Annotated in this window: 29 protein-coding genes; 11 read left to right on the forward strand and 18 right to left on the reverse strand. The window is 49.5% G+C overall.

All coding sequences use genetic code 11. From position 1 onward, the window contains the following. Positions 1–5: 5 nt before the first annotated feature. The gene (locus BLT35_RS26815; protein ID WP_175471948.1) at positions 6–146 is read right to left on the reverse strand and encodes a hypothetical protein; all 141 of its coding nucleotides are present in this window, start codon (positions 144–146) and stop codon (positions 6–8) included. A 189-nt stretch (positions 147–335) separates the two neighbouring features. Here BLT35_RS26815 and groES point away from each other — a divergent pair, with 189 nt between their 5' ends. Continuing rightward, positions 336–650, forward strand: a complete 315-nt coding sequence (gene groES / locus BLT35_RS07385) for a co-chaperone GroES (protein WP_062410585.1) — start codon at positions 336–338, stop codon at positions 648–650. After that, complete coding sequence (gene groL / locus BLT35_RS07390; protein WP_074727414.1) at positions 643–2,259, forward strand: chaperonin GroEL; 1,617 nt, start codon at positions 643–645, stop codon at positions 2,257–2,259. Before groES ends, groL begins: the two co-directional genes overlap by 8 nt. Positions 2,260–2,321: 62 nt before the next feature. Here groL and BLT35_RS07395 read toward each other — a convergent pair whose 3' ends face one another. From BLT35_RS07395 to BLT35_RS07420, 6 genes are all read right to left on the reverse strand, one after another. Continuing rightward, on the reverse strand, positions 2,322–3,320 hold the full coding sequence (locus BLT35_RS07395; protein WP_235594214.1) for an ABC transporter substrate-binding protein: 999 nt from the start codon (positions 3,318–3,320) through the stop codon (positions 2,322–2,324). 27 nt (positions 3,321–3,347) lie between these two features. Continuing rightward, entirely contained in the window at positions 3,348–4,382 is a 1,035-nt protein-coding gene (locus BLT35_RS07400; RefSeq protein ID WP_074727415.1) for a FecCD family ABC transporter permease, read from the reverse strand. After that, positions 4,382–5,434, reverse strand: a complete 1,053-nt coding sequence (locus BLT35_RS07405) for a FecCD family ABC transporter permease (RefSeq protein ID WP_074727416.1) — start codon at positions 5,432–5,434, stop codon at positions 4,382–4,384. Before BLT35_RS07405 ends, BLT35_RS07400 begins: the two co-directional genes overlap by 1 nt. A 68-nt stretch (positions 5,435–5,502) precedes the next feature. Then, on the reverse strand, positions 5,503–6,288 hold the full coding sequence (locus BLT35_RS07410; protein WP_054817303.1) for an ABC transporter ATP-binding protein: 786 nt from the start codon (positions 6,286–6,288) through the stop codon (positions 5,503–5,505). Positions 6,289–6,334: 46 nt separating this feature from the next. Then, positions 6,335–7,246 carry an ABC transporter substrate-binding protein gene (locus tag BLT35_RS07415; RefSeq protein WP_217634702.1) on the reverse strand — a complete coding sequence of 304 codons (912 nt, stop codon included), beginning with the start codon at positions 7,244–7,246 and terminating at the stop codon, positions 6,335–6,337. An 87-nt stretch (positions 7,247–7,333) separates the two neighbouring features. Beyond that, positions 7,334–8,329, reverse strand: coding sequence for a ferredoxin family protein (locus tag BLT35_RS07420; protein WP_083351223.1), 996 nt, complete (start codon positions 8,327–8,329; stop codon positions 7,334–7,336). 273 nt (positions 8,330–8,602) lie between these two features. Between BLT35_RS07420 and BLT35_RS07425 the strand changes: the two genes are divergently transcribed. Further along, positions 8,603–9,328 (forward strand): DUF554 domain-containing protein, encoded by a 726-nt coding sequence (locus BLT35_RS07425; RefSeq protein WP_074727418.1) that lies wholly within the window; start codon positions 8,603–8,605, stop codon positions 9,326–9,328. Positions 9,329–9,475: 147 nt separating this feature from the next. Here the strand turns inward: BLT35_RS07425 and BLT35_RS07430 are convergent, their stop codons facing one another. The 5 genes from BLT35_RS07430 to BLT35_RS07450 form a co-directional block, all read right to left on the reverse strand. Beyond that, on the reverse strand, positions 9,476–10,477 hold the full coding sequence (locus BLT35_RS07430; protein WP_062410577.1) for a globin-coupled sensor protein: 1,002 nt from the start codon (positions 10,475–10,477) through the stop codon (positions 9,476–9,478). Positions 10,478–10,536: 59 nt separating this feature from the next. After that, positions 10,537–11,130 (reverse strand): molybdenum cofactor guanylyltransferase, encoded by a 594-nt coding sequence (gene mobA / locus BLT35_RS07435; protein WP_074727419.1) that lies wholly within the window; start codon positions 11,128–11,130, stop codon positions 10,537–10,539. A gap of 20 nt (positions 11,131–11,150) precedes the next feature. Continuing rightward, a complete protein-coding gene (locus tag BLT35_RS07440) occupies positions 11,151–11,696 on the reverse strand; it encodes a hemerythrin domain-containing protein (protein WP_074727420.1) in 546 nt (181 codons plus the stop codon). A 150-nt stretch (positions 11,697–11,846) separates the two neighbouring features. Beyond that, positions 11,847–12,500: a response regulator gene (locus BLT35_RS07445; RefSeq protein WP_074727421.1), complete on the reverse strand. Its 654-nt coding sequence runs from the start codon at positions 12,498–12,500 to the stop codon at positions 11,847–11,849. A 31-nt stretch (positions 12,501–12,531) separates the two neighbouring features. Beyond that, on the reverse strand, positions 12,532–12,975 hold the full coding sequence (locus BLT35_RS07450) for a GAF domain-containing protein (protein ID WP_074727422.1): 444 nt from the start codon (positions 12,973–12,975) through the stop codon (positions 12,532–12,534). Positions 12,976–13,214: 239 nt separating this feature from the next. Between BLT35_RS07450 and BLT35_RS07455 the strand changes: the two genes are divergently transcribed. From BLT35_RS07455 to BLT35_RS07465, 3 genes are all read left to right on the forward strand, one after another. Continuing rightward, positions 13,215–13,955 carry a Crp/Fnr family transcriptional regulator gene (locus BLT35_RS07455; RefSeq protein ID WP_083351225.1) on the forward strand — a complete coding sequence of 247 codons (741 nt, stop codon included), beginning with the start codon at positions 13,215–13,217 and terminating at the stop codon, positions 13,953–13,955. Between the two features lie 146 nt (positions 13,956–14,101). Further along, the gene (locus tag BLT35_RS07460) at positions 14,102–14,647 is read left to right on the forward strand and encodes a DoxX family protein (RefSeq protein ID WP_074727423.1); all 546 of its coding nucleotides are present in this window, start codon (positions 14,102–14,104) and stop codon (positions 14,645–14,647) included. Between the two features lie 142 nt (positions 14,648–14,789). After that, positions 14,790–15,893 (forward strand): PAS domain-containing sensor histidine kinase, encoded by a 1,104-nt coding sequence (locus tag BLT35_RS07465; RefSeq protein WP_235594213.1) that lies wholly within the window; start codon positions 14,790–14,792, stop codon positions 15,891–15,893. A gap of 119 nt (positions 15,894–16,012) precedes the next feature. On the opposite strand, the gene BLT35_RS07470 is transcribed toward BLT35_RS07465, so the two are convergent. The 4 genes from BLT35_RS07470 to BLT35_RS26820 form a co-directional block, all read right to left on the reverse strand. After that, complete coding sequence (locus BLT35_RS07470; protein ID WP_074727424.1) at positions 16,013–17,425, reverse strand: sigma-54 interaction domain-containing protein; 1,413 nt, start codon at positions 17,423–17,425, stop codon at positions 16,013–16,015. 136 nt (positions 17,426–17,561) lie between these two features. Then, entirely contained in the window at positions 17,562–17,948 is a 387-nt protein-coding gene (locus tag BLT35_RS07475; protein ID WP_074727425.1) for a VOC family protein, read from the reverse strand. A gap of 38 nt (positions 17,949–17,986) precedes the next feature. Next, the gene (locus BLT35_RS07480; protein ID WP_074727426.1) at positions 17,987–18,430 is read right to left on the reverse strand and encodes a DMT family transporter; all 444 of its coding nucleotides are present in this window, start codon (positions 18,428–18,430) and stop codon (positions 17,987–17,989) included. A 78-nt stretch (positions 18,431–18,508) separates the two neighbouring features. Next, positions 18,509–18,685, reverse strand: a complete 177-nt coding sequence (locus BLT35_RS26820) for a hypothetical protein (protein ID WP_175471949.1) — start codon at positions 18,683–18,685, stop codon at positions 18,509–18,511. 116 nt (positions 18,686–18,801) lie between these two features. Here BLT35_RS26820 and BLT35_RS07485 point away from each other — a divergent pair, with 116 nt between their 5' ends. From BLT35_RS07485 to BLT35_RS07495, 3 genes are read left to right on the forward strand one after another with little or no spacing between them, the layout of a single operon-like run. Continuing rightward, positions 18,802–19,986 (forward strand): acyl-CoA dehydrogenase family protein, encoded by a 1,185-nt coding sequence (locus BLT35_RS07485; RefSeq protein ID WP_074727427.1) that lies wholly within the window; start codon positions 18,802–18,804, stop codon positions 19,984–19,986. A gap of 19 nt (positions 19,987–20,005) precedes the next feature. Beyond that, positions 20,006–20,458: a pyridoxamine 5'-phosphate oxidase family protein gene (locus BLT35_RS07490; RefSeq protein ID WP_074727428.1), complete on the forward strand. Its 453-nt coding sequence runs from the start codon at positions 20,006–20,008 to the stop codon at positions 20,456–20,458. Positions 20,459–20,480: 22 nt separating this feature from the next. Further along, positions 20,481–20,912 carry a VOC family protein gene (locus BLT35_RS07495; protein WP_074727429.1) on the forward strand — a complete coding sequence of 144 codons (432 nt, stop codon included), beginning with the start codon at positions 20,481–20,483 and terminating at the stop codon, positions 20,910–20,912. A gap of 73 nt (positions 20,913–20,985) precedes the next feature. Here BLT35_RS07495 and ggt read toward each other — a convergent pair whose 3' ends face one another. Both ggt and BLT35_RS07505 read right to left on the reverse strand, forming a co-directional pair. Continuing rightward, positions 20,986–22,533, reverse strand: coding sequence for a gamma-glutamyltransferase (gene ggt / locus BLT35_RS07500; RefSeq protein WP_083351227.1), 1,548 nt, complete (start codon positions 22,531–22,533; stop codon positions 20,986–20,988). Positions 22,534–22,807: 274 nt separating this feature from the next. Beyond that, on the reverse strand, positions 22,808–23,299 hold the full coding sequence (locus tag BLT35_RS07505) for a hypothetical protein (RefSeq protein WP_074727431.1): 492 nt from the start codon (positions 23,297–23,299) through the stop codon (positions 22,808–22,810). A 358-nt stretch (positions 23,300–23,657) separates the two neighbouring features. Between BLT35_RS07505 and BLT35_RS07510 the strand changes: the two genes are divergently transcribed. Together BLT35_RS07510 and BLT35_RS07515 are read left to right on the forward strand one after the other, a co-directional pair. Then, positions 23,658–24,167 carry an RNA polymerase sigma factor gene (locus BLT35_RS07510; RefSeq protein ID WP_074727432.1) on the forward strand — a complete coding sequence of 170 codons (510 nt, stop codon included), beginning with the start codon at positions 23,658–23,660 and terminating at the stop codon, positions 24,165–24,167. After that, a complete protein-coding gene (locus tag BLT35_RS07515; protein WP_074727433.1) occupies positions 24,160–26,145 on the forward strand; it encodes a TolB family protein in 1,986 nt (661 codons plus the stop codon). The genes BLT35_RS07510 and BLT35_RS07515 overlap by 8 nt, the downstream gene beginning before the upstream one ends. The last annotated feature ends 68 nt before the right edge of the window (positions 26,146–26,213 follow it).

Here is a 26,213-nt window from a genome sequence, read left to right on the forward strand (position 1 = left end):
GAGTGCTAATTTGAGTATATTTTTTCTTTTTGCTTTTTTTCAAAGGTACATTTTGCTAATTTTGGGCAACTGGAACAAAAAAATCCCGGCTTTTCTTTTTCTTTCTTTTCTTTGCTTAATTTTTCTCTTTTTTTCTGTGCGTCCACGGTAAAAAATACAAGTATTCCTTCAAAATCAAGAGAAATGATAAAAAATCACGAACTGAATTCATTTTTATAAGCTTTCATACGGGAAAACCGCCTTTGATCGACGATACAAATAATGTATATTAATTATCAGCATTAGCACTCCTACTTTACGAGTGCTAATACATTCAGTTGGGAGGTTGGTACTCGATGTTGAAACCGTTAGGTGACCGAGTGGTGATCGAACCACAGAAGCAGGAAGAAGTGACAGCCGGCGGCATCGTACTTCCCGAAAAGGCGAAGGAAAAACCGGTGCAAGGCAAAATTGTTGCGGTGGGTCGAGGACGAATAGAAAAGGGTAACGTCATACCCTTGGATGTGCATGAAGGTGACCTCGTTCTTTACAGCAAATATGCGGGCACCGAGATAAAAGTTGAGCAAAAAAACTATTTAGTCCTTAGAGAGTCGGATATTTTGGCGATTTTGGAACCTTCAGGTCAAAAGGAGCTGGTAACCCATGGCTAAACAAATCCTGTTCAACGAAGATTCTCGCCGCGCTATGCTTCGCGGTGTGGACACGCTGGCTAATGCCGTGAAAGTGACTCTTGGTCCTAAGGGACGCAATGTGGTTTTGCAAAAGTCATTCGGCTCTCCACTGATTACCAATGATGGAGTAACCATTGCAAAAGAAATCGAACTGGAAGATCCGTTTGAAAATATGGGCGCCAAATTGGTGAAGGAAGTGGCAACCAAGACCAATGACGTAGCCGGCGACGGTACTACCACCGCTACTGTACTCGCCCAAGCAATGATTCGTGAAGGTCTTAAGAATGTGACCTCCGGCGCAAACCCGATGCTCATCCGAAAAGGGATAGAGAAAGCCGTTCGCGTTGCGGTTGATGAGATTAAGAAAATCGCAAAACCGGTGGATCACAAAAATGAAATCGCACAGGTGGCTGCCATCTCCGCCGCGGATGAAGAAATCGGACAACTGATCGCGGAAGCGATGGAGAAAGTCGGCAAAGACGGGGTCATCACCGTTGAAGAATCAAAAGGCTTTACGACCGAACTGGAAACGGTTGACGGGATGCAGTTCGATCGCGGCTATATCTCCCCTTACATGATTACAAATACGGATAAAATGGAAGCGGTATTGGATGAGCCCTATATCTTGATTACGGACAAAAAGGTATCCAATGTCAAAGATTTGCTGCCCGCGCTTGAAAAAGTGGTTCAGCAGGGCAAGCCTCTCCTGATCATTGCCGAAGATGTGGAAGGGGAAGCGTTGGCCACGCTTGTCATTAATAAATTGCGCGGCAAGTTTACTTGCGTAGCGGTGAAGGCGCCTGGTTTTGGCGACCGCAGGAAGGCGATGCTGCAGGATATTGCAGTGCTAACGGGTGGACAAGTCATTACAGAAGAACTTGGTCTTGACCTGAAGAATGCGGGGCTCGAACATTTCGGACGCGCTCGTCAAGTGCAAGTAACCAAAGAGAACACGACGATTGTCGACGGTTATGGACAAAAGCAGGATATCGATTCGCGCGTACAACAAATTAAAAAACAAATCGAAGAAACGACCTCCGAATTCGACCGCGAGAAGCTGCAGGAGCGGCTGGCCAAATTGGCCGGCGGTGTTGCTGTGATTAAAGTAGGCGCAGCGACGGAAACCGAAATGAAGGAGAAAAAATTACGTATCGAAGACGCATTGAACTCCACACGTGCCGCAGTCGAGGAAGGAATCGTCGCAGGCGGGGGCGTCGCACTGATCAATGTGATTTCGGCTGTGGAAAACATAAAAACCGACGGCGGCGACGAAGCGACGGGCATCAACATCGTGCGTCATGCGCTGGAGGCCCCGATTCGAACGATCGCTTCCAATGCCGGGATCGACGGTTCCGTCGTGGTGGAAAGGATTCAACGGGAGCCTGCGGGCATAGGTTATAACGCGGCCAACGGCGAGTGGGTACATATGATTGAGAAGGGAATTGTGGACCCTGCTAAAGTAACCCGCTCCGCCTTGCAAAATGCAGCTTCCGTTGCCGCCATGTTCCTGACAACGGAATGTGTCGTTAGCGATAAACCGGAACAGAAAAAGAAAGGCAGCGGTGGCACGCCTGATATGGATATGTAACGAACGAAACCCGTCCGGTGAGGACGGGTTTTTCATCAAGACTTGAATATCCGGGGGACCGGTTATTTTTGATTTTGCTTCACGATGAGATCGACCAGAATGTCTAATTGCTTCTCCAAATTAAGCCCGTCGATCATCCAGAATTTTTTATAATCCAAATAGTAAACATGGTTATTTTTCACGGCGGGCAGGCCTTGCCAAATGGCGCCATTCGCTACTTCCTTCGCCCGTTCGGCCCCTCCGTCCGGTTCGTATACCGTAATAAACATATGGTCGGCGGCAAATTCGGGCAGCACCTCCAAGGAAATGTCCTTCCCTTTGCCATCCGGGAAAATTTCCTTGGCTATTTTGTCTTGCGGTTTGTATTGTAACATCTCGAACAGATTGTAGCCCGCATCACGCGTTTTAGGCCATACCCAAAGATTTTTCGCCCAAATGGAATAGCTTCCCACCGTTTCGTCCGGACCGATGATGCCGTTTAATTTTGCCTTTGCTTCCTCAGCCTTTTGCTTATACCGGGCAATGAAGGCTTCCGCTTCCTTTTCTTTACCGAGCATCACGCCGAAGGTCTTCAATTCTTCCAGCGGATCTCCGCCCTCCAGGCCAACGGAAGGAATCGCTACGGTAGGAGCAATTTTCTTCAGCTGCTCGACCGTTTCAGACGGAAGATACGTCGGTACAATAATTAAATCCGGATTAAGCTCCAGTACCTTTTCCACGGAGACATCCCCGACATCGGCTACACCTTCAAGCTCCTTTTCCAAAAGAACGGAATTGTTCAACGCGATCGAACCGGCGCCGACCGGTTTGACCCCGAGCGCGAGCAGATCTCCCAAGAACGTGATCGCAACGATGCGCTGCGGATGAACCGGAATTTCAACGTCCCCATTCGCCGCTTTAAATATCTTCGTGCTTTTGTCGGTCACAGGGGAAGAATCGCCGGTCTGCTCCGCCGGAGCATTCGACGCCCCGGATCCCGCTTGGCCTCCGCAGGCAGCAAGAGCAATGACTAGCCAGATCATCAAGGTTACATACAACAATCTATTTTTTATTAAAAACACAGATTTCCCTCCAACATTCAAACTGATTCAAGATTTCGCATGCGCCAGCAGATAAAGAAAATATGGCGCTCCGATCACAGCAACGACGAGACCGGCCGGAACCTCTGACGGCTGCACAATCCAACGGCCCAAGGTATCCGCCACGATAAGGAGCAAAGCCCCGGCCAAAGCCGATGTCGGCAAAAGCATTTGATGCTTCGGCCCGACAAGCCTTCGCGCCAAATGCGGAGCGATCAGCCCGATGAAACCGATGCCTCCGCTTACCGCTACACACGATCCGGCCAAACCTACCGCTGCACCCAGCAGCATAAGCCTTTCCTTCCCAATCGGCGTGCCAAGCCCAACAGCTGTCTGATCCCCAAGATTCAGCACGTTCAACACGCGGGCTTTGAAAAATACAAACGGAAGAAGCACCACAATCCATGGTAAAAGCGCGAGCACAAACTTCCAGCTCGAGCCCCATATACTGCCTGCGAGCCAGGTGGCCACAAACTGATACTGATCCGGATCAAACCGCAGCGTCAGTACGATCATTGCCGCTTTGATGCCTGTGGCCACTGCAATCCCGGTAAGCAGCAGCCTTGTCGGCACAAATCCCTTATGCCGTTTGTAGGCGAGTATGCAGATCAATGCGGCGGTTAGCCCCGCACCAACCAATGCCGTTACCGGAAGCCAAAGTACCGGGGCGGCTGCCGATGTCGGAAATAAAAAAATAAACAGCATGACTGTTAAACCGGCGCCTGCGTTAATGCCAAGAATGCCGGGATCAGCCAGCGCATTGTGGGTGATGCCCTGCAGAATACAGCCGGACACGGCTAAGCCGGCACCAACAAGAACGGAAATGACAATGCGCGGCAAGCGGAATTCAAACAGAATCAATTCCTGCTTGCCGGTCCCCCATCCAAACAACGTCTTTATCACATCAAGCGGCGACAAACGTATATATCCGGTGTTCATGCTGATGATGAAAGCAGCGATAATCAGTATGCCGAGAACGGCCATGACGGTAAACCCGCCTTTTTTTCTTCTGTTTTCCAAGACGGATTCCGGCGTTGCTCCCATTACAGCCCCCTCCTTTCTTTACGCGCCAGATAGAGAAAGAAAGGAACCCCCAGCAAAGCGATGAGCGCCCCTAACGGCGTCTCGAACGGGGGGTTAACCATTCTCGCCGCCAGATCGGCTAAAACCATCAGAAGACTTCCGAGAACAGCCGAGCAAGGAATGATCCAACGGTAATCGACGCCAACCAGAAACCGGGTTACATGGGGAATCATCAAACCGACGAAACCGATCGTACCGGCGACCGAAACCGCCGCACCGGCGAGTATAAGGACGATGACCAGTCCCGCAAGCTTGATTACTTCCGTGCGCTGGCCAAGTCCCGCCGCAATCTCTTCGCCCAGGCTTAACAGCGTGATGGAACGAGACAGCAGCATGGCGGCGAGCAATGCGCCAAGAATCCACGGAAAAATGATTTGCAATTGAATCCATCGGGTGCCTTCCAGCCCCCCCGCATACCAGATAGCCAGATTCTGGGCAACATTAAAATGGATCGCAATCCCTTCGCTAAGCGCCGACAACAAGGCGGTGACCGCCGCTCCGGCAAGGACAAGGCGAACCGGTGTAAGCCCGGCTGTCGCGGAAGAGCCGATGCCATACACGAGCCCTGCCCCGAGTCCGGCACCCAGAAACGAACACAGCATCAGATAAATAAAAGGAAGGCCGGGAAATAAGGCATAGCACAACGCCATGACGAAGCCGGCTCCGGCATTCAGTCCCAGCAAACCGGAATCGGCCAGCGGATTGCGGGTCATGCCCTGCATCAAAGCTCCGGCGACGGCAAAGCTGGCCCCGACTACGGCACCTCCAAGCACCCGCGGCAATCGCAGTTCCTGGATGATTTGATGAGCCGTAAGATCCGGATTAAACCGGAATACAGCTTCCCATACGGTCATCAATCCGATATCCGCCGCACCGAATGAAATGGATGCCGCGATGCCGAGAACAAGAGCGGCAAGACCTCCGATCAAAACGATGGCGGCGGCTGCGGGACGCGAATGAAGCTTTGGTGTTGAAGAATCCGCAATAGGCTCTGTTGCTTCTGTTATTGACACGTTAAAACATCCTCACTATAAATTCATAACTTCAATACGAATACGGGCGACGCACGGCAGGTCCCTTCCTAAGCCAGCGCAAAGGGCAGGCATAGAGGAACCCCGCTTCTCGGATCAGATATAATGTCCGCTTCGATCCCAAAAACCTCTTTGAGCACTTCTCTGGTCATGACCTTGTCCGGACTTCCTTCACTGACCACTTTCCCCTGTTTAATGGCCACCACATGGTGGGCATATCGGGAGGCATGATTCAAATCATGGACTACCATAATAATCGTTCGCTGTTCTTCCTGATTGAGCTTCATTAACAGCTGATGTACTTCCAACTGATGGGCCATATCCAGAAATGTCGTAGGCTCATCGAGAAAAAGAATTTGAGTTCCTTGGGCCAGAGCCATGGCAATCCACGCCCGCTGCCGCTGACCGCCGGAAAGCTGATCTACCGGGCGATCATAAAATTCCGTCATCCCTGTTACCTGAATCGCCCACTGAATGATTTCTTTATCTTCCTTCGTCAGCGTGCCAAAGCCTTTTTGATGCGGAAACCGGCCGTAAGAGACAAGCTCGCTGACCGTCAATCCATCAGGAGCGGCTGGATTTTGCGGAAGAATGGCCACCTGTTTGGCGACTTCTTTGGTCGACTGCCTGTAGATCGATTTGCCGTCGAGATATACCTGTCCCCCTTCAGGCTTCATAATTCTTGCCATCGCCTTCAGAATGGTTGACTTTCCCGAACCGTTGGCACCTACGAGCGCGGTGATTTTCCCTTCTGGAAAGTGCAAGTTTAAATCCTCAACAATCATCCGATCCGCATAAGCAATATTCAAATGTTCCGAGTATAAGGTTTGCTTCATGGTCTGCCCCTCTTCTTTTTCATAGGCATCTTCATGGAGGCCTCTGTTATTTGCGCGCCAAAAACTGAAGCGTCTCATCAATCAGCTTGCTATAAGCGATGGGCCCCCAGCCCTGCAGCCAAAGATCATAATCGACAGAGTGCACCTGGTTTTTCTTCACGGCAGTCATGTTTTGCCACAGGGAGCTTCCCTTTAATTCATTCAGCTTTTCTTCACTTTGTACGAGCAGCAGGATATGATCCGGATTAATCTCCGGCAGCTTTTCCATCGAAATCGCCTGGAATGTTTTGGATTCGTCCGTCACAAATTCCTTCGGAGGCTGAAGCCCCAAATCCTGGTACAAAATTTTATAATTTTTGATTCCGTAATAACGAAGCTCTTTATCGGTGACCCGCAGAAACATGACCGTTTCATTACCAATGGACTCTTGAAGCGTCTTCCTGGCTTCGGAGGCTTTTTTATCGAAAGCTTCCAGCACGGACCGGGCCTCTTTGGTTTTACCCGTGATTTCGCCTACCTCTAGAAAGGTACTGCGCCAATCCTTTGCATTCGTGTCCAAAATGATGGTAGGAGCGATTTTCGATAACCCGTCATAGGCTTTCTCCTGAAAGGGCTGCCCTATGATTAAATCCGGACCGGCGGCCAGAATCGCTTCCAGATTCGGGTTCGCATCATTGCCGATTACTTTCGTTTCCTTTAAATCATCTGCAAGAAACGCAGGCCACTTCTGGTCGAACATCACGCCGGAACCGGGCTTGACTCCCAGCGCCAACAAATGATCCATGATAAACGGCTGAAGGGCGCCAATGTTCTTGGGATCGGCAGGTACTTTCGTTTCCCCCATCTTGTGCTTTATCGTTCTTTCTTCCTGTGCCGCCTTCACTTGATCCGGAGCCGCCACTCCCTGATTCTCCGCTGCCTGGTCTTGCTTGACCCCGCAGGCAGCGATAAAACCCAACAAAATAACAATTAAACATTTGAAAACTACAGAGCTGTTCTTCATTTTATGAAATTCCTGCCTTATGTCATGATGTTTTAAACCGGATTAAAGCTTGGTCAGCCGGGAGACTTGATATTGCTGAACATCTTTCATTGCGCTTCCGCAACCGCCCATTTTGATCGTACCTGCGGAAACAACGGTTCCTTCATATGCTCCTGAAACCGTTCCATCCGCGGAAGAATAATCTATTCTCACCACCGCGGAATGTCCTTCTTCCCTCAACACCGTGCCTTTCTTGTTGTAGTCAAGCCAACTCCATCCTTCACGAAGGAAGATTTCACGCTCGACCATTTGTTCATATTTTCCGACACCTCCCCATCCCCGGTATTTTCGGGAGATATCGGAAAACGGCCCTTGACGAAGAACGAGCGTGTCAAGATCTTCCGGCTCCACTTGGGCCCAATAGCGTCCTTCGGGCAAATCGGCAATCGTAGGAGCAAAGCGGTGACCGCCAAAATGACTGGCACGCCAGACTCTGAGCTTTCCGGACGATTTCACCGCATAATGATCTTCAAGCATTTTATACATGGGGTAACCGAACCTGCCGCAGCACACATCATGACTTCCATGGGTACAGACAAACAAATCCCTGACATTTTCCGAATGAAACCTGTAAGATTCATAACGATTCATAAGCTCGGAGCCGTTCAGCAGCGCTTCGGCTAAAGCGTTTAACTCTGCTTCGGGAGCTACATACTCCTTCTTTTCGTACCGGGCAAAAGGGGGAAGCGGCTTCTGAAAATACATGACTCTTCTGTACCCTGCGGGCGAGGGATGAGCATCGGATACAAAAGATAAAAATCGGAATTTTGGCGCGTTCTCGGCCGCCCTTTTGAGGACTTCCATAAAGCCCTTCGGGAAATGCCTCGATGCCGTGACATCGTAGTCCCAGGGAACCGGAACTTCCACGAACAAATAACGCTCATGCCCGGCCGCCGAACCAATAGGATCCTCCCGGACCATTTTGGAGACCGCAGCACACAAGTCCTGTTCATGGCAGTCACTTAAACACCTGTCTTCAATTATTGAATTGGTTTCCACCCTTAGCCTCCTGCTTCATTGGTCGTTTTATCCTGACTAACCCAAAGATATTGATAATCATTATCATTTTTATTATAAATATATGGTAATGATAATCAATTTCATTGTCAAGGCTTCACTCACTCGAACGGTGTTAAGAAATTTTTCCAATTCAATCATTGATGAGCTTAATAGAAATGGTTATTATGGTATATGGTTTATAGGATTAATCAATAGACAGCGGACCGATATTTTGTCACATACCTGGCCCGAACAGAGAGGAAATTAGCATTTATGGCTTTATGGGGAAGCATCATCAATGCGCTTGCCATTATGGTAGGCGGTTTATTGGGCAGTCTAGTTCTGCCCCGTATTCCGGAAGGAATTCGTAATACCGTCATGCAGGGACTGGGGATTGCAATTGCCGTTCTTGGCATCACGATGGCGCTTAAATCGGAGAATTTTTTAATAGTCATTATCAGTATCGCAGTCGGGGGGATTCTCGGAGAAATCATGAGAATTGAATATCGGCTGAACCAGCTCGGTCACTGGGTGGAGTCACAATTCCGCCGGGAGGAGAAGACCGGTCCGACGAATAGAGGCGGCATCGCGGAAGGCTTCGTTACGGCGACGCTCATTTACTGCATAGGCGCCATGGCCATTCTAGGCTCGATCGACAGCGGACTGAGGCACAACCATGATATTTTATACACCAAATCGATGTTGGACGGCATTTCTGCCGTCATTCTCTCCTCCACTTTAGGCATCGGCGTCACGCTTTCAGCAGTCCCGGTGTTCTTATATCAAGGGACCATTGCGCTTACGTCAACGTTATTTACCCTATTTATCAGCGAGGCTGACTTGAGTGCCGTCATCACTGAAGTTACGGCTGTTGGAGGGGTATTGATTATTGGCATCGGGCTCAACATCCTTCACATCAAAAACATCAATGTCGCCAATCTGCTTCCGTCTATTGTCATTGCGGCAGTGATCGTTCTGGCGGAGCTATCGCTGCATTAGCAGGGTCGGCTTCCGCCGTTTCTTATAAAACGATCCGTTGGTTGCGTCAAAACCTCATATCATCTCCCCCGGCAGCAATACGGGATCCCAAGCGATGTCCGTTTCTTTTCATGGATAAGGGATATCCCGTACCATGCCATTCACAGCTTATTGCCTCAATTGCTCCAGCTCTGCGATCACCTTCTCAATCATTTGAACAAACGCGGACAGCTCTTCGGAGCTTGCTGCTTGCGTTTGTGCTTGTATGCTCGTCTGCTCGGACTCCTTCTTCACTTCTTTCAGCAATCTTGAAATCATATCCAGCTTGGAGTGAATTTGTACAAGAGCGTCTTTGGATCTGGCGGCGAGCTTGCGGACTTCCTTGGCCACCACTTCAAAACCGAGGCCATGCTCGCCCGCCCGTGCTGCTTCAATGGCCGCGTTAAGCCCAAGCAGATGGGTTTGCTCCGATATCTCTTCCATGAATGATCCCATATGATGAATGTGTTGAATTTCCCGGGTCAGCTCATTTACCGTACCAAGCGACTTTTCCTGGGATTCCGCCGTATGGATGGCGGTTTCCGCTACGGATTGCGTACTGCTGCTAAGCTCAACCATCATCGCGGCCAGCTCCTGCACAGCCGCGTTAATGCCGGCCAAGAGATGGCCGCGTTCATCCGCAAGTCTTTGCACTTTCTGCTTCTCTTCGGCTTCATAGGCTTCAAGCACAAGCTGCGAATCCAAATTAAACATTTTGGTTATCGCATGAAGAACCGGCAGCCACTCGTTTGGAAGCACTTGCCGGAGATGGGAGGCCGCCAAATCCAGATAAAGCATATACGTTCCCAAATACCATTGCGTCGTTAAGCCGATTTTGGAGTGCATGCTCCCGATCAATAGTCTTTTTTCGATAAAAGCCTCATCGATTTTCCCGTCAGTCAGTGAAAGAAAGTACCATCTCTGCGTTTTTTTCAATCGCTCGATCGTGCTGTGCGCTTCAATAATGGTCCTGAGCTCGGGACGGAGCATAATGCGGTTATAAAGCTCTTCCACCAGAGCGTCAGCGATCGCCGTCAATTCCGCCTTTTTACTTTCTAAAAGGAATAAGTCATCCGCCGTTATGCCCAAGTAGTCGATTTGCTTTTTGCGTTTTTCCGATAAATCCATCATCCATCCCCCCAGCGGTGAAATATTAGCAATATGCGGGCTTGCATGTAGCCTCCGTAACCTTACTCACTTTGGAGCGCCTGCCGATAATCTTCAAGGGTATCTATGCTCACAGTAAACCGGAGGTCAATCCCCTTTTCCCTAAAAGCCGCTTCCGGTATCCCCAGCCAATGAAGGGACTTCAACAGCTCCGAAAGACGGTAGTCCCCTTTCTCCAATAAAACGGCTATGGGGCCGGCACAGGCTTTATCATAAACGGCGTGCAGCGGAAATGGACTGCCGTTCACCTCAGGAAGAACCGCATTCCAACCGCTTTTCTTGGATTCCAATAGCAATTCAGCCGCTTTCGCCGAAAGAAACGGCATCTCGCAGGCCGCCACCCAAATTTGATCGAACTTGGCCAAACTGAATCCGGCATGCATGCCCGCAAGGGGACCTTTGCCGCCAAAAAAGTCGGTAATGATGCGGACCTCCTTGTCCAGCAATCGAAGTAACGGAGCCGGTTCCCTCGTGACGACGATGACTTCCCGGCAAATCTGCCTCATGACCCTGATCTGCCGCTCAATAAGCGTCTCCCCTCCAAAAGGAAGCAGCGCCTTCGGATCGCCGTTCATCCGCGTATTAGGCCCACCGGCTAAAATAAGGCCTGTCAGCATGGCGATTTCCTCCTTGCCAGTCATTTTCGTTTGCTATGACCATCAGCATCCGAATCATTCAGCATTTGTTCCACCAGGGGCATTATGACTTCCTCCTCGAGTCTGAAATGCTTCTTAAGAAGGCCGCAGCCTTGCATAAAACAGCTTACCGCTTCCGCCACCGCAGCTGCGTGCGGCCGAAGTCCGAATTCGTCCAGTCTTTGAAGGAACGTTTCAAGGCTGGCGGTGCCCAACTGGTGATCTTTTTCCATTGCCCAGATCGAATCCTTGATCTTCGGCGCATGCTTATTAAAAAAATAATCGTCGAGCAAAGGCTGCAGTTCTTTCTCTTCCCAGGTCGCATGGCGTTCCAGTTCATTCATGTACGCGATCAGCGGCTGCTTGATGCGCCGCATTTCATGCGCCACCGTCAATACATCCGGCATCCGGTCGGCCCGTTCCACCGCCGCTTCGAGCTCTGCTATGGTTTGTTTCATTTTCAAGTGCTCGTCCCTCATCCGTTCCAACATGACAACCAAATCCGATGGACGTGCAGCATTCAAGAACCGATCTTTTCCCCGTTCCATCAATCAGACCTCCTTCATGTGGTGGATTCAGCATATCGCGTACCCCGGATTTAAGCTGTGATTTTTGTCACAGTTTAGACAAAAAACTGCAGCGGCTCTTCACGCGTGCCGCTGCAGTCCCCTGTTCCTTATTCATTGGATTTCCCGTCTTTATTCGAAGTTCAAAAGCCCCTTCTTCAGCGCAAATTTCACAAGCTCCGGGCGCGTCTTTAGCTTTAGCTTTTCCATCACATTGCTTTTGTGCGTTTCCACCGTCTTGACGCTGATAATCAATTGATCGGCTATCTCTTTATTGGAATACCCTTTGGCGACCAGCGCCAATACTTCCTTCTCCCGTTCGGATAGCGTGTCGAAAGGGCCTGTGTTCTCGCCTTGCTTCAGCCGTTCCAGATACTCGCCCATTAAACGTTTGGTCGCGCTTGGATACAAGTATGCGTTTCCTTCCGCTACGGATTGAATGGCCGCAAGAAGTTCCTCGTGCGGCGCGCTTTTCAAAATATAGCCCGACGCCCCGGCTTGAATCGCCCTGAACAAATATTCCTCGTCATCGTGCATGGTCAATATCAGCACCGCCGTATCCGGCTGCTTCTGCTTCAGCTCGACGGCAGCCGTCAGGCCGTCCTTACCGTGCGGCATGCTTAGATCCATCAGCACGACATCGGGGTTCAGCTCCCCGGCAAGGCGAATCGCCTCGTCGCCGTCCGCCGCTTCCCCTACGACTTCCATGTCATGCTTGCCGTGGAGCAGCAAATTCAACCCCGATCGTACAACGGCATGGTCGTCGACTACCATGATTTTTATCATACGATCACCCTCCTCTTTATCATACCCGGTCTCAAAACCGCTCATCCTCCATCAGCTTGCCGATCCGCTGCGCCGCCAGCGTCACCGCGGCTATATCCTCTTCGCTAAACAGACGTCCCGTACGGGAACCCACCAATATCACACCCCGGCTCTCCCTCTGTACGACAACGGGAGCCGTGACGGAGGTTCGCAATCTTTCCGCAAGCGTAAGGGGACATTCGCGATACAGGTGGACCATAGCCTCATCGGTACCGTTCCATGCTATCGTCCGTCCGATCCGAATCGTCAAACCGCCCACACCCCGCCCCGAGCGAAACGTCATCGTTTCGCTCCGCTCTGTCTCATTACCGGAAAACAATGTCCAGCGAAACAGACGGCCATCGCCAACGCCTAAGGCCAGTGCGGCAAAGTCTCCTGATACCAAGGATCGGATCATACACAACTCGTTTAGAATCCGGTTGTGCTCCGTGTCCACCCTTCTCGCCTCCCTCCATGCTGATCCGTGCACTTCTCCAACCGAAATCCATATCCCGATGCTTTTCATTGTAACCGCTGCAGCTTCGTTTGTAAGTCAGGGAATACCCTGATTTCCCGGTCGGGGAATATGCCGCAATTCAGGATTTCCCCCCCTGAATATCAGAGGATTCCCCGATAACGCCGGGTCATTGGAGTTGGTAAGATAAATACAAAGAACGCAAAAAGGAGGAGGCGCGGATGATTCATCATTATCCGGTTAATCATACATCGGACGCCGTTCGGTTTCAAACCCGGGGGCTGCAGCAGTATTTTACGGAAGAGAATGTTGAACGGCTTACCGGTATCATGTATTCGAAAAAGGTGAAGAAGGGCTCCCGCCTTTTCCGGGAAGGCGATAAAGCCGAATACTTGTATTACATCAAACAAGGCCGCGTCAAAATCACCAAATCGGCCGATAACGGCGGTACGTTCACCTTGTATCTGCACCACGACGGAGACTTGATCGGCTATGGAGACGGCATGGCGAGCTCGGCTTACCTCCTCAGCGCAGAAGCGCTTGAGAATTGCGACCTTGGCCTGATTCAGCAAAAGGATCTGGAGGTTCTGCTTTGGCAGCATGGCGATCTTGCGGTAGAATTCATGCGCTGGCAGGCGACGATGCACCTGCTGACACAAACCAAATTCCGCGATTTGATGATGTTCGGTAAGCCCGGGGCGCTCTGCTCCCTTCTCATTCGCCTGAACAATTCCTACGGGGAGCCCTTCGGTGAGTACAGCCGCATCTCGGTTAAGCTGAACAATACGGAAATGGCCGAAATGATCGGCGCCACCCGGGAAAGCGTCAACCGGATGCTGAACGATATGAGAAAGGAAAACATCCTCGACATGGTTAACGGTTATTTCATTATCAAGGATTTGACTTATTTGCGCGATATCTGCCACTGTGAAAATTGTCCGAAGCATATTTGCCGTATTTGAGGCCAAACGTATGGATCAGGTTCCTTGGAGCAACAGACTCAAAGACTTTTTCTTATCCTGTGATGCGAATCATATCGCAGCTTTACCGCTTGATGTACAGTGAAGTCGTGAAAGGAAAGTCTACTGCTGTTGAGGAGATGGTTGCCATGATGAATGTTTTAAGAGAGCATGTTTATGCCGCCGGCCTGCTTCTTGTCCTTCGCATCTATCTTGGCTGGATGTGGCTGACATCAGGTTGGCACAAGCTGACGGGTGAGTTTGACTCGACAGGCTTTTTGAACAACGCAATAAACAAACCGGTTCTCGATCGAGCGACAAACGAATTAATCTATCCTAACTATACTGCATTTTTGAACCATTTCGCACTGCCTAACGCGAAACTGATCAACTTCATCATCCCTTTGGGAGAAACGCTGGTCGGTCTCGGTCTGATTCTTGGCGCCTTAACGACGGCCGCCGCCGGCTTTGGATTATTGATGAACTTCATGTTTCTTTTCGCCGGAACGGTAAGCACAAACCCGTGGATGATCCTGCTCGGCGGAATCGTGTTGGTCGCGGGCGCCAATGCCGGCAAATTCGGCGCCGACTATTACTTGCTGCCGCTGCTGCGCAAATGGTTTCACCTGAATTATAGGAACGGCGGGCATAACCCGATAGCCAAAAGCCGCATGAAGGTGCCGGCCCATAAATAATCCATCCGGAAAACAAATCAAGACCGGGCAGTAGCAAGCTTAGCCGGTCTTGATTTGTTTCACTTTTTGCGCCGCGAGCATTGTACCGGTTCTTCCTTCTTTGCTAAGATAAGAAATGAACCCGGCAGGAAGGAGGATTGTATTGAAGCCTAAAACAAGCAAGACTCACCCTGAGGTCATTGGCCAGAATGTCGCTGAATTACAAAAACAGCTGGATACCCATATCGCCGATCCATCCTTTCGCGATCTTCTGAAGCAATCGTTAAACCAGCTGGCGAATGTCAAATTTGCACTGGACGAATCCTCTATTGTTGCCGTCACCGACCATCGCGGAATCATTCAATATGTGAATCACAATTTTTGCCGAATTTCCAAATATGACCGCGATGAACTGATCGGTCAGGACCATCGGATTATCAATTCCGGCTTTCACAGCAAAGAGTTCATGAAAGAGCTGTGGAGAACGATCTCCTCCGGACTGGTGTGGCGGGGAGACATCAAGAACAAAGCCAAAGACGGCACCTACTATTGGGTAAACACCACCATCGTGCCGTTTCAAGACGACAATGGGCGTCCTTACCAGTATCTAGCCATTCGCAACGAGGTGACCCGGCTCAAAAAGGTAGAAGAAGAATTGAAGCATATGATGGGGCATGTCATGCAGGTTCAGGAAGACGAGCGGCGCAAATTTTCACGGGAGCTGCATGACGGGATCGGACAGAGCCTCTTTTCCCTGCTCATTGAAATTGACCGTTTAATCGGGGAAACCGGAGTGCAGCAGCTGGGCGACCTGCGAAACAGAGTGGCAGGAATTATCGAGGATGTGCGCGGATTAGCGTGGGAATTGCGCCCGTCCGTCCTGGACGACCTTGGCGTCGTTCCGGCCATCCGTTCCTACATCGACAGCTATTCCAACCACTACGGCATCAAGGTTCATTTTGACTGCAATCTTCGCAGACGCTTGGAGGCCAAAAAAGAGACGACCATTTACCGTGTCATTCAAGAGGCTTTAACCAATCTTGCAAAATACGCGGATGTGGCCGAAGCACGCGTAAGATTTCATGAGTTCGATGATTATATTGAAGTCAGTGTTGAGGATCAAGGCAAGGGCTTTATCCGTGGAACCGGCGCCAAAGGCGTAGGGCTTTTCAGCATGGAAGAGAGAGCCCGGTCCGTGCATGGCCAGTTTTCCGTCCAATCCAAGCCCGGTGAAGGAACCAAGGTCACTTTAATCGTTCCCAAATAATCGTGTATGGATAATCAAAACAGTCTGCACCTTGCGAACTGCCCTCCAAGGGTTAGCGATGTCTAACAATGGAGTGCCGTTTCACCTAATGGCAGACTGTTTTGTTGTTATTTATCGTTTTAGTTAGACCATTCCCGTCCCAAGAAGGACTCAGGATCGATATCCTGCTGTTGGATTTTCCTAATCAGGGTCGAATGGTCCAGCTCCAACAATTGCGCGGTCTGACGAATCGACTTGCTTTTTTTCAACGCTTGGATAATGAGATTCTTTTCAAACTCCATCCGGGCCTGGCGCAGGGGGACAATCGTATCCCTGTTCTGCTGCAGTACGGGGGCCGTTCCCAAAAATTCAGGCAAATCGTCTGCCGTAATTTCTTTGCTTTTGGACAGTACGATCATGCGTTCAATGATATTTTTTAACTGCCTCACATTGCCGGGCCAATGATATCCCATCAAGCGGTTCAATACGACGGGACCTATTTCTGCATCCCGATCATAGATTTGGTTGAATTCATTTAAAAAGTGTGCGGCTAATATAGGAATATCTTCTTTACGTTCCCTGAGCGGAGGTATGGTAAACGGAATGACATTAATGCGATAATATAAATCCTCTCGAAACGTTCCTTCCGCCACCATCTTTTCCAAGGATCGATTGGTAGCGGCAATCACCCGCACATCAACAGGGACAGGCTTTCCGGAACCGATGCGCCGGATTTCTTTTTCCTGCAGCACCCTGAGCAGTTTAGACTGCATGGCAAAAGGAAGCTCCCCGATTTCGTCGAGAAAAATCGTCCCTTTATGAGCCATTTCGAATAATCCTGCCTTCCCGGTCGGCTGTGCGCCTGTAAATGCCCCTTTTTCATACCCGAAAAGCTCGGATTCAATGAGATTTTCAGGGATAGCCGAACAGTTCACGGTCATATAGGGTTGGTTTACCCGCTGGCTCATTTGGTGAATCCATTTGGCCAACACTTCCTTCCCTACTCCAGATTCTCCTAAAATAAGCACCGTAGACGATGTGGCTGCGACATGCTTGGCCGATTCAAACAACCGGATCATATGCGGGCTGCGAATAACAGGGCCATTGTCGATCTGTTGAAGTTTTAATAATTCCGTTTCATAGTGTTTAATTAATGCGCTTTTCCGTTCGATTTCCTGCTGGAGCTCGGCAAGGTTCGTAATATCCCTGACACTGCATACGATTCTCCATAATTCCCCTTCATCATTTAAAACCGGAACCCCGGTGACGAGTAAGCGCTTTCCATTCACTTTGTTTATGATCGTGACGGTTTGCAAGGTTTCCATAACACCGGGAATGGCGGATTGCGACAGCACTCCTGCTTCAACCAAATCCTGGGCGCGTTGACCGATCACATCATCTATCCGAATCCCGGTTAATTTCTCATAGGCTTTATTCACCAGTACGGTTCTGCCATCACCATCAGCAACCCAAATTCCATCGAACAATGCGTTTATAATGGTATGCCATTCACTCTCTCTTGCAGAAGGCAGGCTTGACGCATCCATCTCCATGCTCGTCAACCTCCAATGTCGGGGATTTCATCCATAATTTATGAAATACATCCTTCATTATAATGGAAAGAAAGAATAAAAGTCATCCCCTTAACGTTACCGGGAAATGCGGCGCGGCCCATTTTGTTATCAAGCCTTAACCGGATAAGATCGCGTTGAGGTTGCCGTCCGGGTCTTTGAAAAACATTTTGTTCCTCCCTTCCAAGTCGCTTAATTCCAATAACGTGATATCCTCCCGTATCAACAGCCATTTCATCCGCTCATACCGTTGAGGGTCGACTTCAAACACAAGATGAGGATCACTCAAGGAGATGGCAAGTTGATTTTGCTTTTCTTTTTTGATCGCTCCCGGAATAATATCCAGGATCATTCCACCGATATCATATCTTGTGAATTCTGAACCGGAGAAAACCTCCTTCAAACCCAAAGTCTCTCCATAAAATTTGACGGACTCCCGGAGGTTAGAGCTCGAGACCACAAAGCGAATACCCAGAATAGGGTCCATTGGATTCGGAAAACTCATCTAACCGTCCCCCTCTCGTGTCAATAATGAATATACATTTAAATACTGCTTCTGAAAATTAAAAATAAGGAGCCGCTCATTAACAATAAGGCCAGAAGCCTCTGCCAATCAAAAGCGATTCGCGGAACACCGAAAAAACCGAAATGATCGATGATCATGCTGATGACGATTTGTCCGCTAATCATGGCCAGAAGCATCGATGCCGCTCCGATCCGGGGTACGCTGATGATCGTCGTGAAAATGACCGCCGCTCCCATAAGTCCTCCAACCAGCTGCCATTTCGGAACCGTCACTGCCTGAAGGAGGTTTCCCCTGCCAAAAAATAAAACAATGATCGCCAAAAGTAACGTACCCACTGCAAAATTGACAAAAGCGCCTTCCAACGTGCCTATTTTTTTACCTAAAGCACTGTTGATGGAAGCCTGGGCTCCCCATATCGCTCCTCCAACAATCGTCAACAGGAAAAACCAAAATTGCGTCATCCGTTCGGCCTCCATTTACTCTCTGCGGCTTCATTTCCATCACCTATTAGCATTTAAAGAGCAATTTTCATGCCAGCTTTACTTTTTTGACCTTCTTTCCTGAATCAATGGAGTATTCCCATCCTTCACTTCCAATTCGCTGGTGCGGCCTCCTTCACCATCGGTGCAATTCACCACCATTCGGTGCAAAAAAACACCAAAAACGGATTGAAACATGCAGCCTCTTGCTTCCGAAGGATCAAACTTTTTCATCATATGCGGGGAAATACGCACGAAAGGCTTGAGGTTGACGATGATTTTTGATTGGAGCCAAGTTTGGCATGGAAAATGCTGTGTATATCATTGACACGTAAAATTCGAGGAGGATGCTCATGCAATTAACACATAGCAAGGAAGCCCGCCATATTCTCGGTGTGGTAAAGCAATTGGCGAAAGAAAACTTCGCCGCCCGTGCAAGCCAATACGATCTTGAAAGCCGTTTTCCTTATGAAAACTATCAGGATTTACGGGAGCACGGGATTCTCTCCCTCATGGTCCCCGAGCGGTATGGGGGGCTTGGAGCCAATTCCCGGTTAATGGGGGAAGTTCTTAAAGAACTGGCGAAAGCGTGCGGTTCCACCGCAAATACATTTAATATGCATTGTACGGTCATCAATATTTTGAAGGAAATGGCAAATGAGGAGCAAAAGCAGCGATTGTTCAGGGAAGTGGTTGAGCATGGGAAATTGTTCGCATCTGTTACCAGTGAACCTACAAGCAGTTTAAGGGGGAATTTCAAGCCAAGCACCATCGCCCGCAAGGTCGATGGCGGTTACGTAGTATCCGGGGTAAAGCATTTCGCCTCGTTAAGCTCTGCGGCGGACTATTTCAATACGCTGTGTCAAATCGAAGGCACCACCTCGGTGGAAGACGGCCTTATCATGCTGACAATCCCCAGCAGCACTCCGGGGGTAACGATTGAAGATACCTGGAATGCCATGGGGATGCGGGGAACGGCCAGCCATACCATTCATTTTAAAGAGTGCTTTGTAGAAGAAGCGAATGCGATCGGAGAACCCGGGGATGCCGTTCGTAAAAATGTGAGTGACGGTTATGCCTTTGGCTTCGCTGCCGTCGGCATAGGTCTGGCGGAGGCCGCTTTGGATTTTACCGTCAGTTATGCCCAAAACACCACATTTAAACCGGAAATTCATCCGATCAGCCATTATCCTACGATTCAGCATCGTGTCGCTGAAATGGCTCTGGAAATTGAAGCTGCGAAGCAGCTGCTTTATCAAGCTGCGGACGCACGTGATTACGGTACCGCAGAAGACCGGGTTCTGCCTGTAACGATCGCCAAATATGTCGGAACAGAGGTTTCCGTCAAAGTAACTGATTTAGCCATTCGTGTATGCGGAGGCAGAGCTTACATGAAAAAATTCCCTCTGGAAAGAATCCACCGCGATGCCCGCGCCGGGATGGTCATGCCGCCGAATAATGACAAATGCTTGGAAATTATCGGAAAGGCAAGCCTGGGCCTTGATGTGAACGCGGGCTGGTTGGAAAAAAAATCATAATTAAGAAAGGAGTTAACTTATGAAAACCGATACCACGCTTTTGCCTCAAGCGGTCGTCGATCAGCTTCAAGGAGAAAAATTGGCGTTTGCGGTCACCACCAATGCGGACAACGAAATCTATTCGACGGCGATCTCCTGGTTGGCGGCCGTCAATCCCCATCTGATTCGCTTTGCGGTTTCGCCCAAGTCACCCTTGATCCGCAACGTGAATGAGCGTCCAAGGATGCAAATTTTATTTTCCATTCCGGAGCATACGTTAGCCGTTACGGGAACTGCCCGTGTTCTGCCCGATCCCATTCCCGATATGCCGTTTCCCATGCTTTGTGTGGAATTGGCCATTGACAGAGCGGACGACATTATGTTCTACGGGGGTAAGGTTACCTCCGAGCCCAAGTATATCAAAACGTATGCTGCCGATTTGTCCCTAAAATTGGACACGGCTGTTTATACGGCCTTACGTAAACCGGTTTAAAACCAAAAAGGAGCGATGCATAATGAAATTATCCCGAATTGATCATGTAGCTTTGTCCGTGAAGGATGCCGTGAAATCAAAGGATTTTTACAGCCGGATCTTGGGCTTGCCGGAAATTTCAAGGCCCAATTTCAGCTTCCCCGGAATATGGTATAAATTAGGCGATATTATGATTCATATCATTCAACAGCCAGATCAGCCCGAGCATGTTGATCGGGCGAAATTGTCCGCACAGGACGCCCATGTTGCTTTTTTTGTTGACAATGAAGAAGAACTCCAAAAGGTTATCCAAAAAGTCGAATCCGAAAATATTCCCTGGTATGAGCTGGAAAACGCCCCCAGCGGATTGCGTCAGGTCTTCTTTAAAGACCCTGACGGACATATGATCGAAATTGTCACCCCCAATCCTGCAAGCCCTTACTACGAATCGGTCTATTTGAAATATTATGTGTGATGCTCATCGATAAAGCGAAGCACGAAGAACGTCTGACGATCATGCGGTCGTCAGACGTTTTTTGGGAACAGGCCTACCACGCGGCCACTTCTCCATCCGTCCTCGGATCGGTAGCTCCGGATAAAACGCCGGTTTCAGGATCACGCCAAATGATTTGTCCCCGGCCAAAGCCATCCTCTTTTAATACGACATTCACCTGATGCCCCTTGCGTATTAATGCTCTGGCTATCTCGCTGGAGAAGCCCGCTTCAACCTCCACCGTTTTATCCCTGGTCCATAACCAACGCGGTGCATCCAGGGAAGCCTGGGGATTTAAATGGAAGTCAATCGTATTCATAATGACCTGAACATGACCCTGAGGCTGCATGAATCCGCCCATTACACCGAATGGGCCGACCGGTTGACCGCCCTTTGTCAGAAACCCCGGAATAATCGTATGGTAGGTTTTCTTGCCCGGTTTTAACACATTGGCATGATCCGGGTTCAAGGAAAAGGTATGGCCGCGGTTTTGCAGCGCTATGCCTGTACCCGGAACGACGATACCTGATCCAAATCCCATATAATTGCTTTGAATAAAGGATACCATATTCCCTTCCCCATCCGCAGCGGCCAGATAAACGGTTCCTCCCCTCGGCGGATGTCCGGGTTCGGGCGCAAGAGCCTCTTCACCAATCAGGGCGCGGCGTTCCGCCGCGTACTGTTCACTTAACAGTTCCTCTGCCGTGACCTTCATGTCTGAAGGCTGGGTAATATACTTCCTTCCATCGGCAAAAGCGAGCTTCATGGCCTCGATTTGCCTGTGATAGGTTTGCACGCTCTCTTTCTCCGGGAAATCGAATCCCTTCAGGATATTCAAGGCATGGAGCGCAACCAGGCCTTGCCCGTTAGGCGGGATCTCCCACACATCATACCCCCGGTAATTGACCTTAATGGGGTCCACCCATTCCGGGGCATATTCCGCTAAATCTTCCTTCCGCAAAAATCCGCCATGCTTTTGAAAGAAGGCATCGATCCGTTCGGCAAGCTCCCCGCGGTAGAAGGCTTCTCCATTCGTTTCGGCAATCAGCCGCAGGGTCGCCCCATGTCCGGTCGACCGCCAGATCTCCCCCGCCTTCGGGGCTCTGCCTCCTGGTGCAAAGGTATCGAACCAGGGCCGGAACTCTTCCCCTTTAAAGCTTTCTTTATAGTCCTCATAATAAAGCTGCCAAAACTTTGCCAGCGTCGGGGAAACAGGGTAACCGCTTTCGGCATAGTCGATAGCCGGGGCCAGCACCTGCGTCAAAGGCAGCTTTCCGTACTTCCTCGACAGTTCGGCCCAAGCGCCGACAGCCCCGGGGACCGTAACAGGAATCATGCCGCGCTTAGGCATCTCATGATCATAACCAGCCGCTTTGACGGCTTCCATCGTCAGCTTTTTGGGGGCTGGACCCGAGGCGTTGAGGCCATGCAGCCTTCCATTAACCCAGACAAGCGCAAAAGCGTCCGAGCCGATTCCGTTCGATGTCGGCTCGACTACCGTTAAGCAGGCTGCCGTCGCAATGGCTGCATCAATGGCATTCCCGCCTGCTTTCAAGATTTGCAAACCGGCCTGCGCTGCCAGCGGCTGAGAGGCGGCCACCATCCCTTTTCGTCCATAGACCACATTTCGCCGGGAAGGATACGGATAATAGTGAGCGTCGTAGGTTACTGTCAAGGGCTTTCCCCCATTCCAATAAAGTTAAGGAAGCTTATATTTTATGATATAATTGGCGAGGAGAACATTCCACCTAATGAGGTTTCCATGTATATGTAATTATACATATTCTCCGCTATCCTTTCATCTGTGTCTTTTTATTGCGGCCAGGTCCTTGCATCTAAGGTCATTCGTATAACCAAATCCGGAAACGGTTGTCTCTTTAGCGCCATATATAGCTTTTAAAGAAGTAATCCCTATTCCGCCAAAGTACGAGCAGCACCAGAAGTGAGCCTGCAAGCATCAAAAAGAAGCCTGCATACAACCCCGTTGGCGAAAAGAGAACGTCGGTCATCCGCAACGCGTTATCGTCCATCAGCCGGCCCCTGGCTTCTCTTTGTTCAATGAACAGTTGTTTAATGAGATCATTATTCCTCAGTGCGATTTGCAGTGCGGTAAACTCCTCCAATTTGGATACGGCGATACTTGCGAGGGCTAACCAAAACCCGATTGCTTTAGGCCTCAGTATGAGCCAAATCACAAGCGCATCCAGAAGAAGCAGCGTTCCCAGAAAAATGAAAAACAAATGCGGTTTCCCTTCGCTGTGAAAAAGGATATAATCGCTCTTCGATGGATAGGTTACTGCCATAAACAACGATTTGAGGAAAGCACTGGCGAACACGCCAAACAGAAAATAAATGGATTTTGTCTTCATAAACATCCTCTCAACCGCTTCCGCATAGGATATGCTCCGGTTTATTTGTTCCATTTTTCATAAGGTGAATTATAAATTGAATAACATCAACGGCATGGTATGATGATGGGCCGCATGATGAATCATAAGCGGGATTAGCCGCGCGATAACGCCTTAACGCGTTACGATCTATCATGATTGTATCGTCGGATGATCCAAGGGATCAAGAAAAATTTGCATATTCCTTGCCGCGGCACTCCATCCTCTTACTTTTACAGCGAAAACCTGTTGTTTTGTATTCCAATTAATATTTTATTTTGAACCAACGTGTTCCTTTTTTCGTTTGGCTTCGTTATTTAGTGTGAGAGGTGGGGCCCCGATGAAAGAACCTTTTATCGAGATATACGATCGTTTTTTTAGTGATATTTACCGGTATGTTTACATGAAATTAGGCAACAAATGGGATACCGACGACATCGTAAGCGATATTTTCCGCAAGGCTTTTGAACGCTATGCTTCACTTCAGGAGCAGTCGAGTGCGAAAGCATGGCTTATTACGATCGCCCGCAATACCATCATCGATTTTTACCGCAAGAAGAAGGATACGTTCATCGGCGAGGGAATGGATAGGCTGATTCAGCCGTTCTCCTTTGAAGAACAGGTAGAGCTTAAAGAGGATATGGAATGCCTGCAAAAAGCATTGTCCTCTCTCTCCGAAGAAGACCAGGAACTCATTCAGCTAAGATATTTTGCAGAATTAAAGTACAAAGAGATGACGGAGATTGCAGGTAAGTCGGAGGAAACCATCAAGACGCGTGTCTATCGTTTAATCAAAAAGCTGGGCGTGCTTGTTAAGCAATGTTTGGAAGGAGAGAAAATCGGTGGATGATCATCAAGTCGAGCAAGCTTTAAAAGAATTAAAAAAACGGATACCTGTCAATATGGAACTCAAACAACGGCTTGGAAAAGCGTTCAAACGGCGGCAAAGACAGCGAACTTTGCAAAAATGGGGTCTTGCCGCGGCGCTCCTGTTGTTGGCAGGGACATTTATGCTTCAGGGCCCGGGAGGGCTGCAAACGGTTCAGGCTCAGGAGCTGCATGTGCAAAACCAGATATCCTTTATCGATATAGGCTCCGGAAGCCCGTTAGGAGTTTCCGAGTACAAAGGAACGGTATACCTCCCGGTTGCCGGAAAGGGCTTGTTCGCCTATGACCAAAGCGGATTTCACCAGCTGCTTCAGCAGGAAGTCAACGAGGCCAAAATCAATCAGGACGGAAGCAAGCTGATTCTGCAAACCGGCGGCACGCTGGGCGTTTATGATGTTGCGCAAAAGAAGTATACAGAGCTCCTTAAAGGCGATGGTTCTGCGGTATTCTATGAACAGCCTTCCTGGAAGGATCATCAAACCATCCTGTATGTCAAAAAAGTGCTGGAACAACAAGAGCATGGATTTACAGTGAAAGAATCCGGCATCTACGAAATGACTCTGGACAGCCTGGCGCCGACAAAGCTTGGCGATGGAGCATCTCCCTCCTATGTTAACGGAGAGAAAGCCATCGTATTTGAAAAAACGGCAGACACCCGGTCTGAAGTGGTCTTCAAAGATTTAGCCAGCGGCCAAGAGACCGTGATTGATGAAGGGCGGAATCCCGCCGTTTCTCCCAATGGAAAATATATCGCCTATATTACATCCGAGAACAACCGACGTGAGCTGCAATCCCATGTGTATGCGGAGGATACGGTAGACCAAATCCGGATTTCCGATATTGACGGCAAAACCAAGCGAGTGGTAACTTCCAATACGCCAAACCGCCAAACCCATGAACAGGACCTGCCTAAAGGACTTAAGCCGGGCGATACGCCGCAAGTGCTCAAGGTTACAGGCTTGTACAGCTATTATCATCCCGTTTGGAGCAGCGATTCCCAAAGCTTGTTTGCTTTGAAAAGCAAGAACTCGGAAGGCTCGACCATGAGTGTGATGCGCATTGATTTCTCGAAAAAGGCGCTGCAGGAAGAAGAAACGGTCCGTGCTTTTAATCAGGCGAAGATTCTGCGCGACCTTGATTTTGCCCGGAGTCTCTTGAAAGATCATCAGGACTTCCTCATCGTTTCCAATCCGCACCAAGTGAGCTATACCATTACAGGTTCGGGAACGGAGAATAACAGGCCTTATGTGGATGTGGAAGAACATTGGGCCTATACCGCTAATCCGTATTATTCCTTCAGCCACGTCCGATACTATCTTACGCCAAAAGAACAAGGTTATCTTATTGATGAAACGAAGGACCTGCCGGGAGGGGGATCGATACTTCAGCAGCCGGACGGATTCATCGTGATGGAAAAGGATGACGGCTCGAAGCAAAGGCTCTTTTCAGCTGATTCCCTTCCAAACGAGCTTCGGCCCGAAGGAAATTTTCGTATTTCGTCGTTAGCCTACCTTTCGAAGCAGAATCAGGTTATTTTCTCTCTCCAGGTTTTACAGGATCCGGGCATCGGTCAGGCGTCCTCCGTGAAGGTCGTTACTTATGACATAGCCAACGGAACGTTCAAGCTATTGGAGCATGTCACCGCCATGAACGGCATGAAGAATGTTGGTGTAGAAGGAATCATCGTATCGCCGGACGGCCGGTACGCAGCGCTGGATCTTTTCTCGGACGATGATAAGCAGTTCCAATCCCATGTTCTTCTATTGGACATCGAACAAGGTACCGCATCCATGCTCGAAGATGCGCTCTCCGCCACAAAAGTGGAAGGAACGCACACTTACTTCTGGGATCGGAACCGGCTGCATTTCATCCTCACCAGCCATGGGCAGCAGATGCATTATCAATGGAACGCGGCGGCTCAAGTCGTCGAGCTTCCTTAATCCTCATCGCCTCTCCGCGAGATAAGCAAGGAGCAGTCTAAAGCTGCAATGACAGCTTCAGACTGCTC

Source organism: Paenibacillus naphthalenovorans (assembly GCF_900099895.1).
Lineage (GTDB): Bacteria > Bacillota > Bacilli > Paenibacillales > NBRC-103111 > Paenibacillus_G > Paenibacillus_G naphthalenovorans.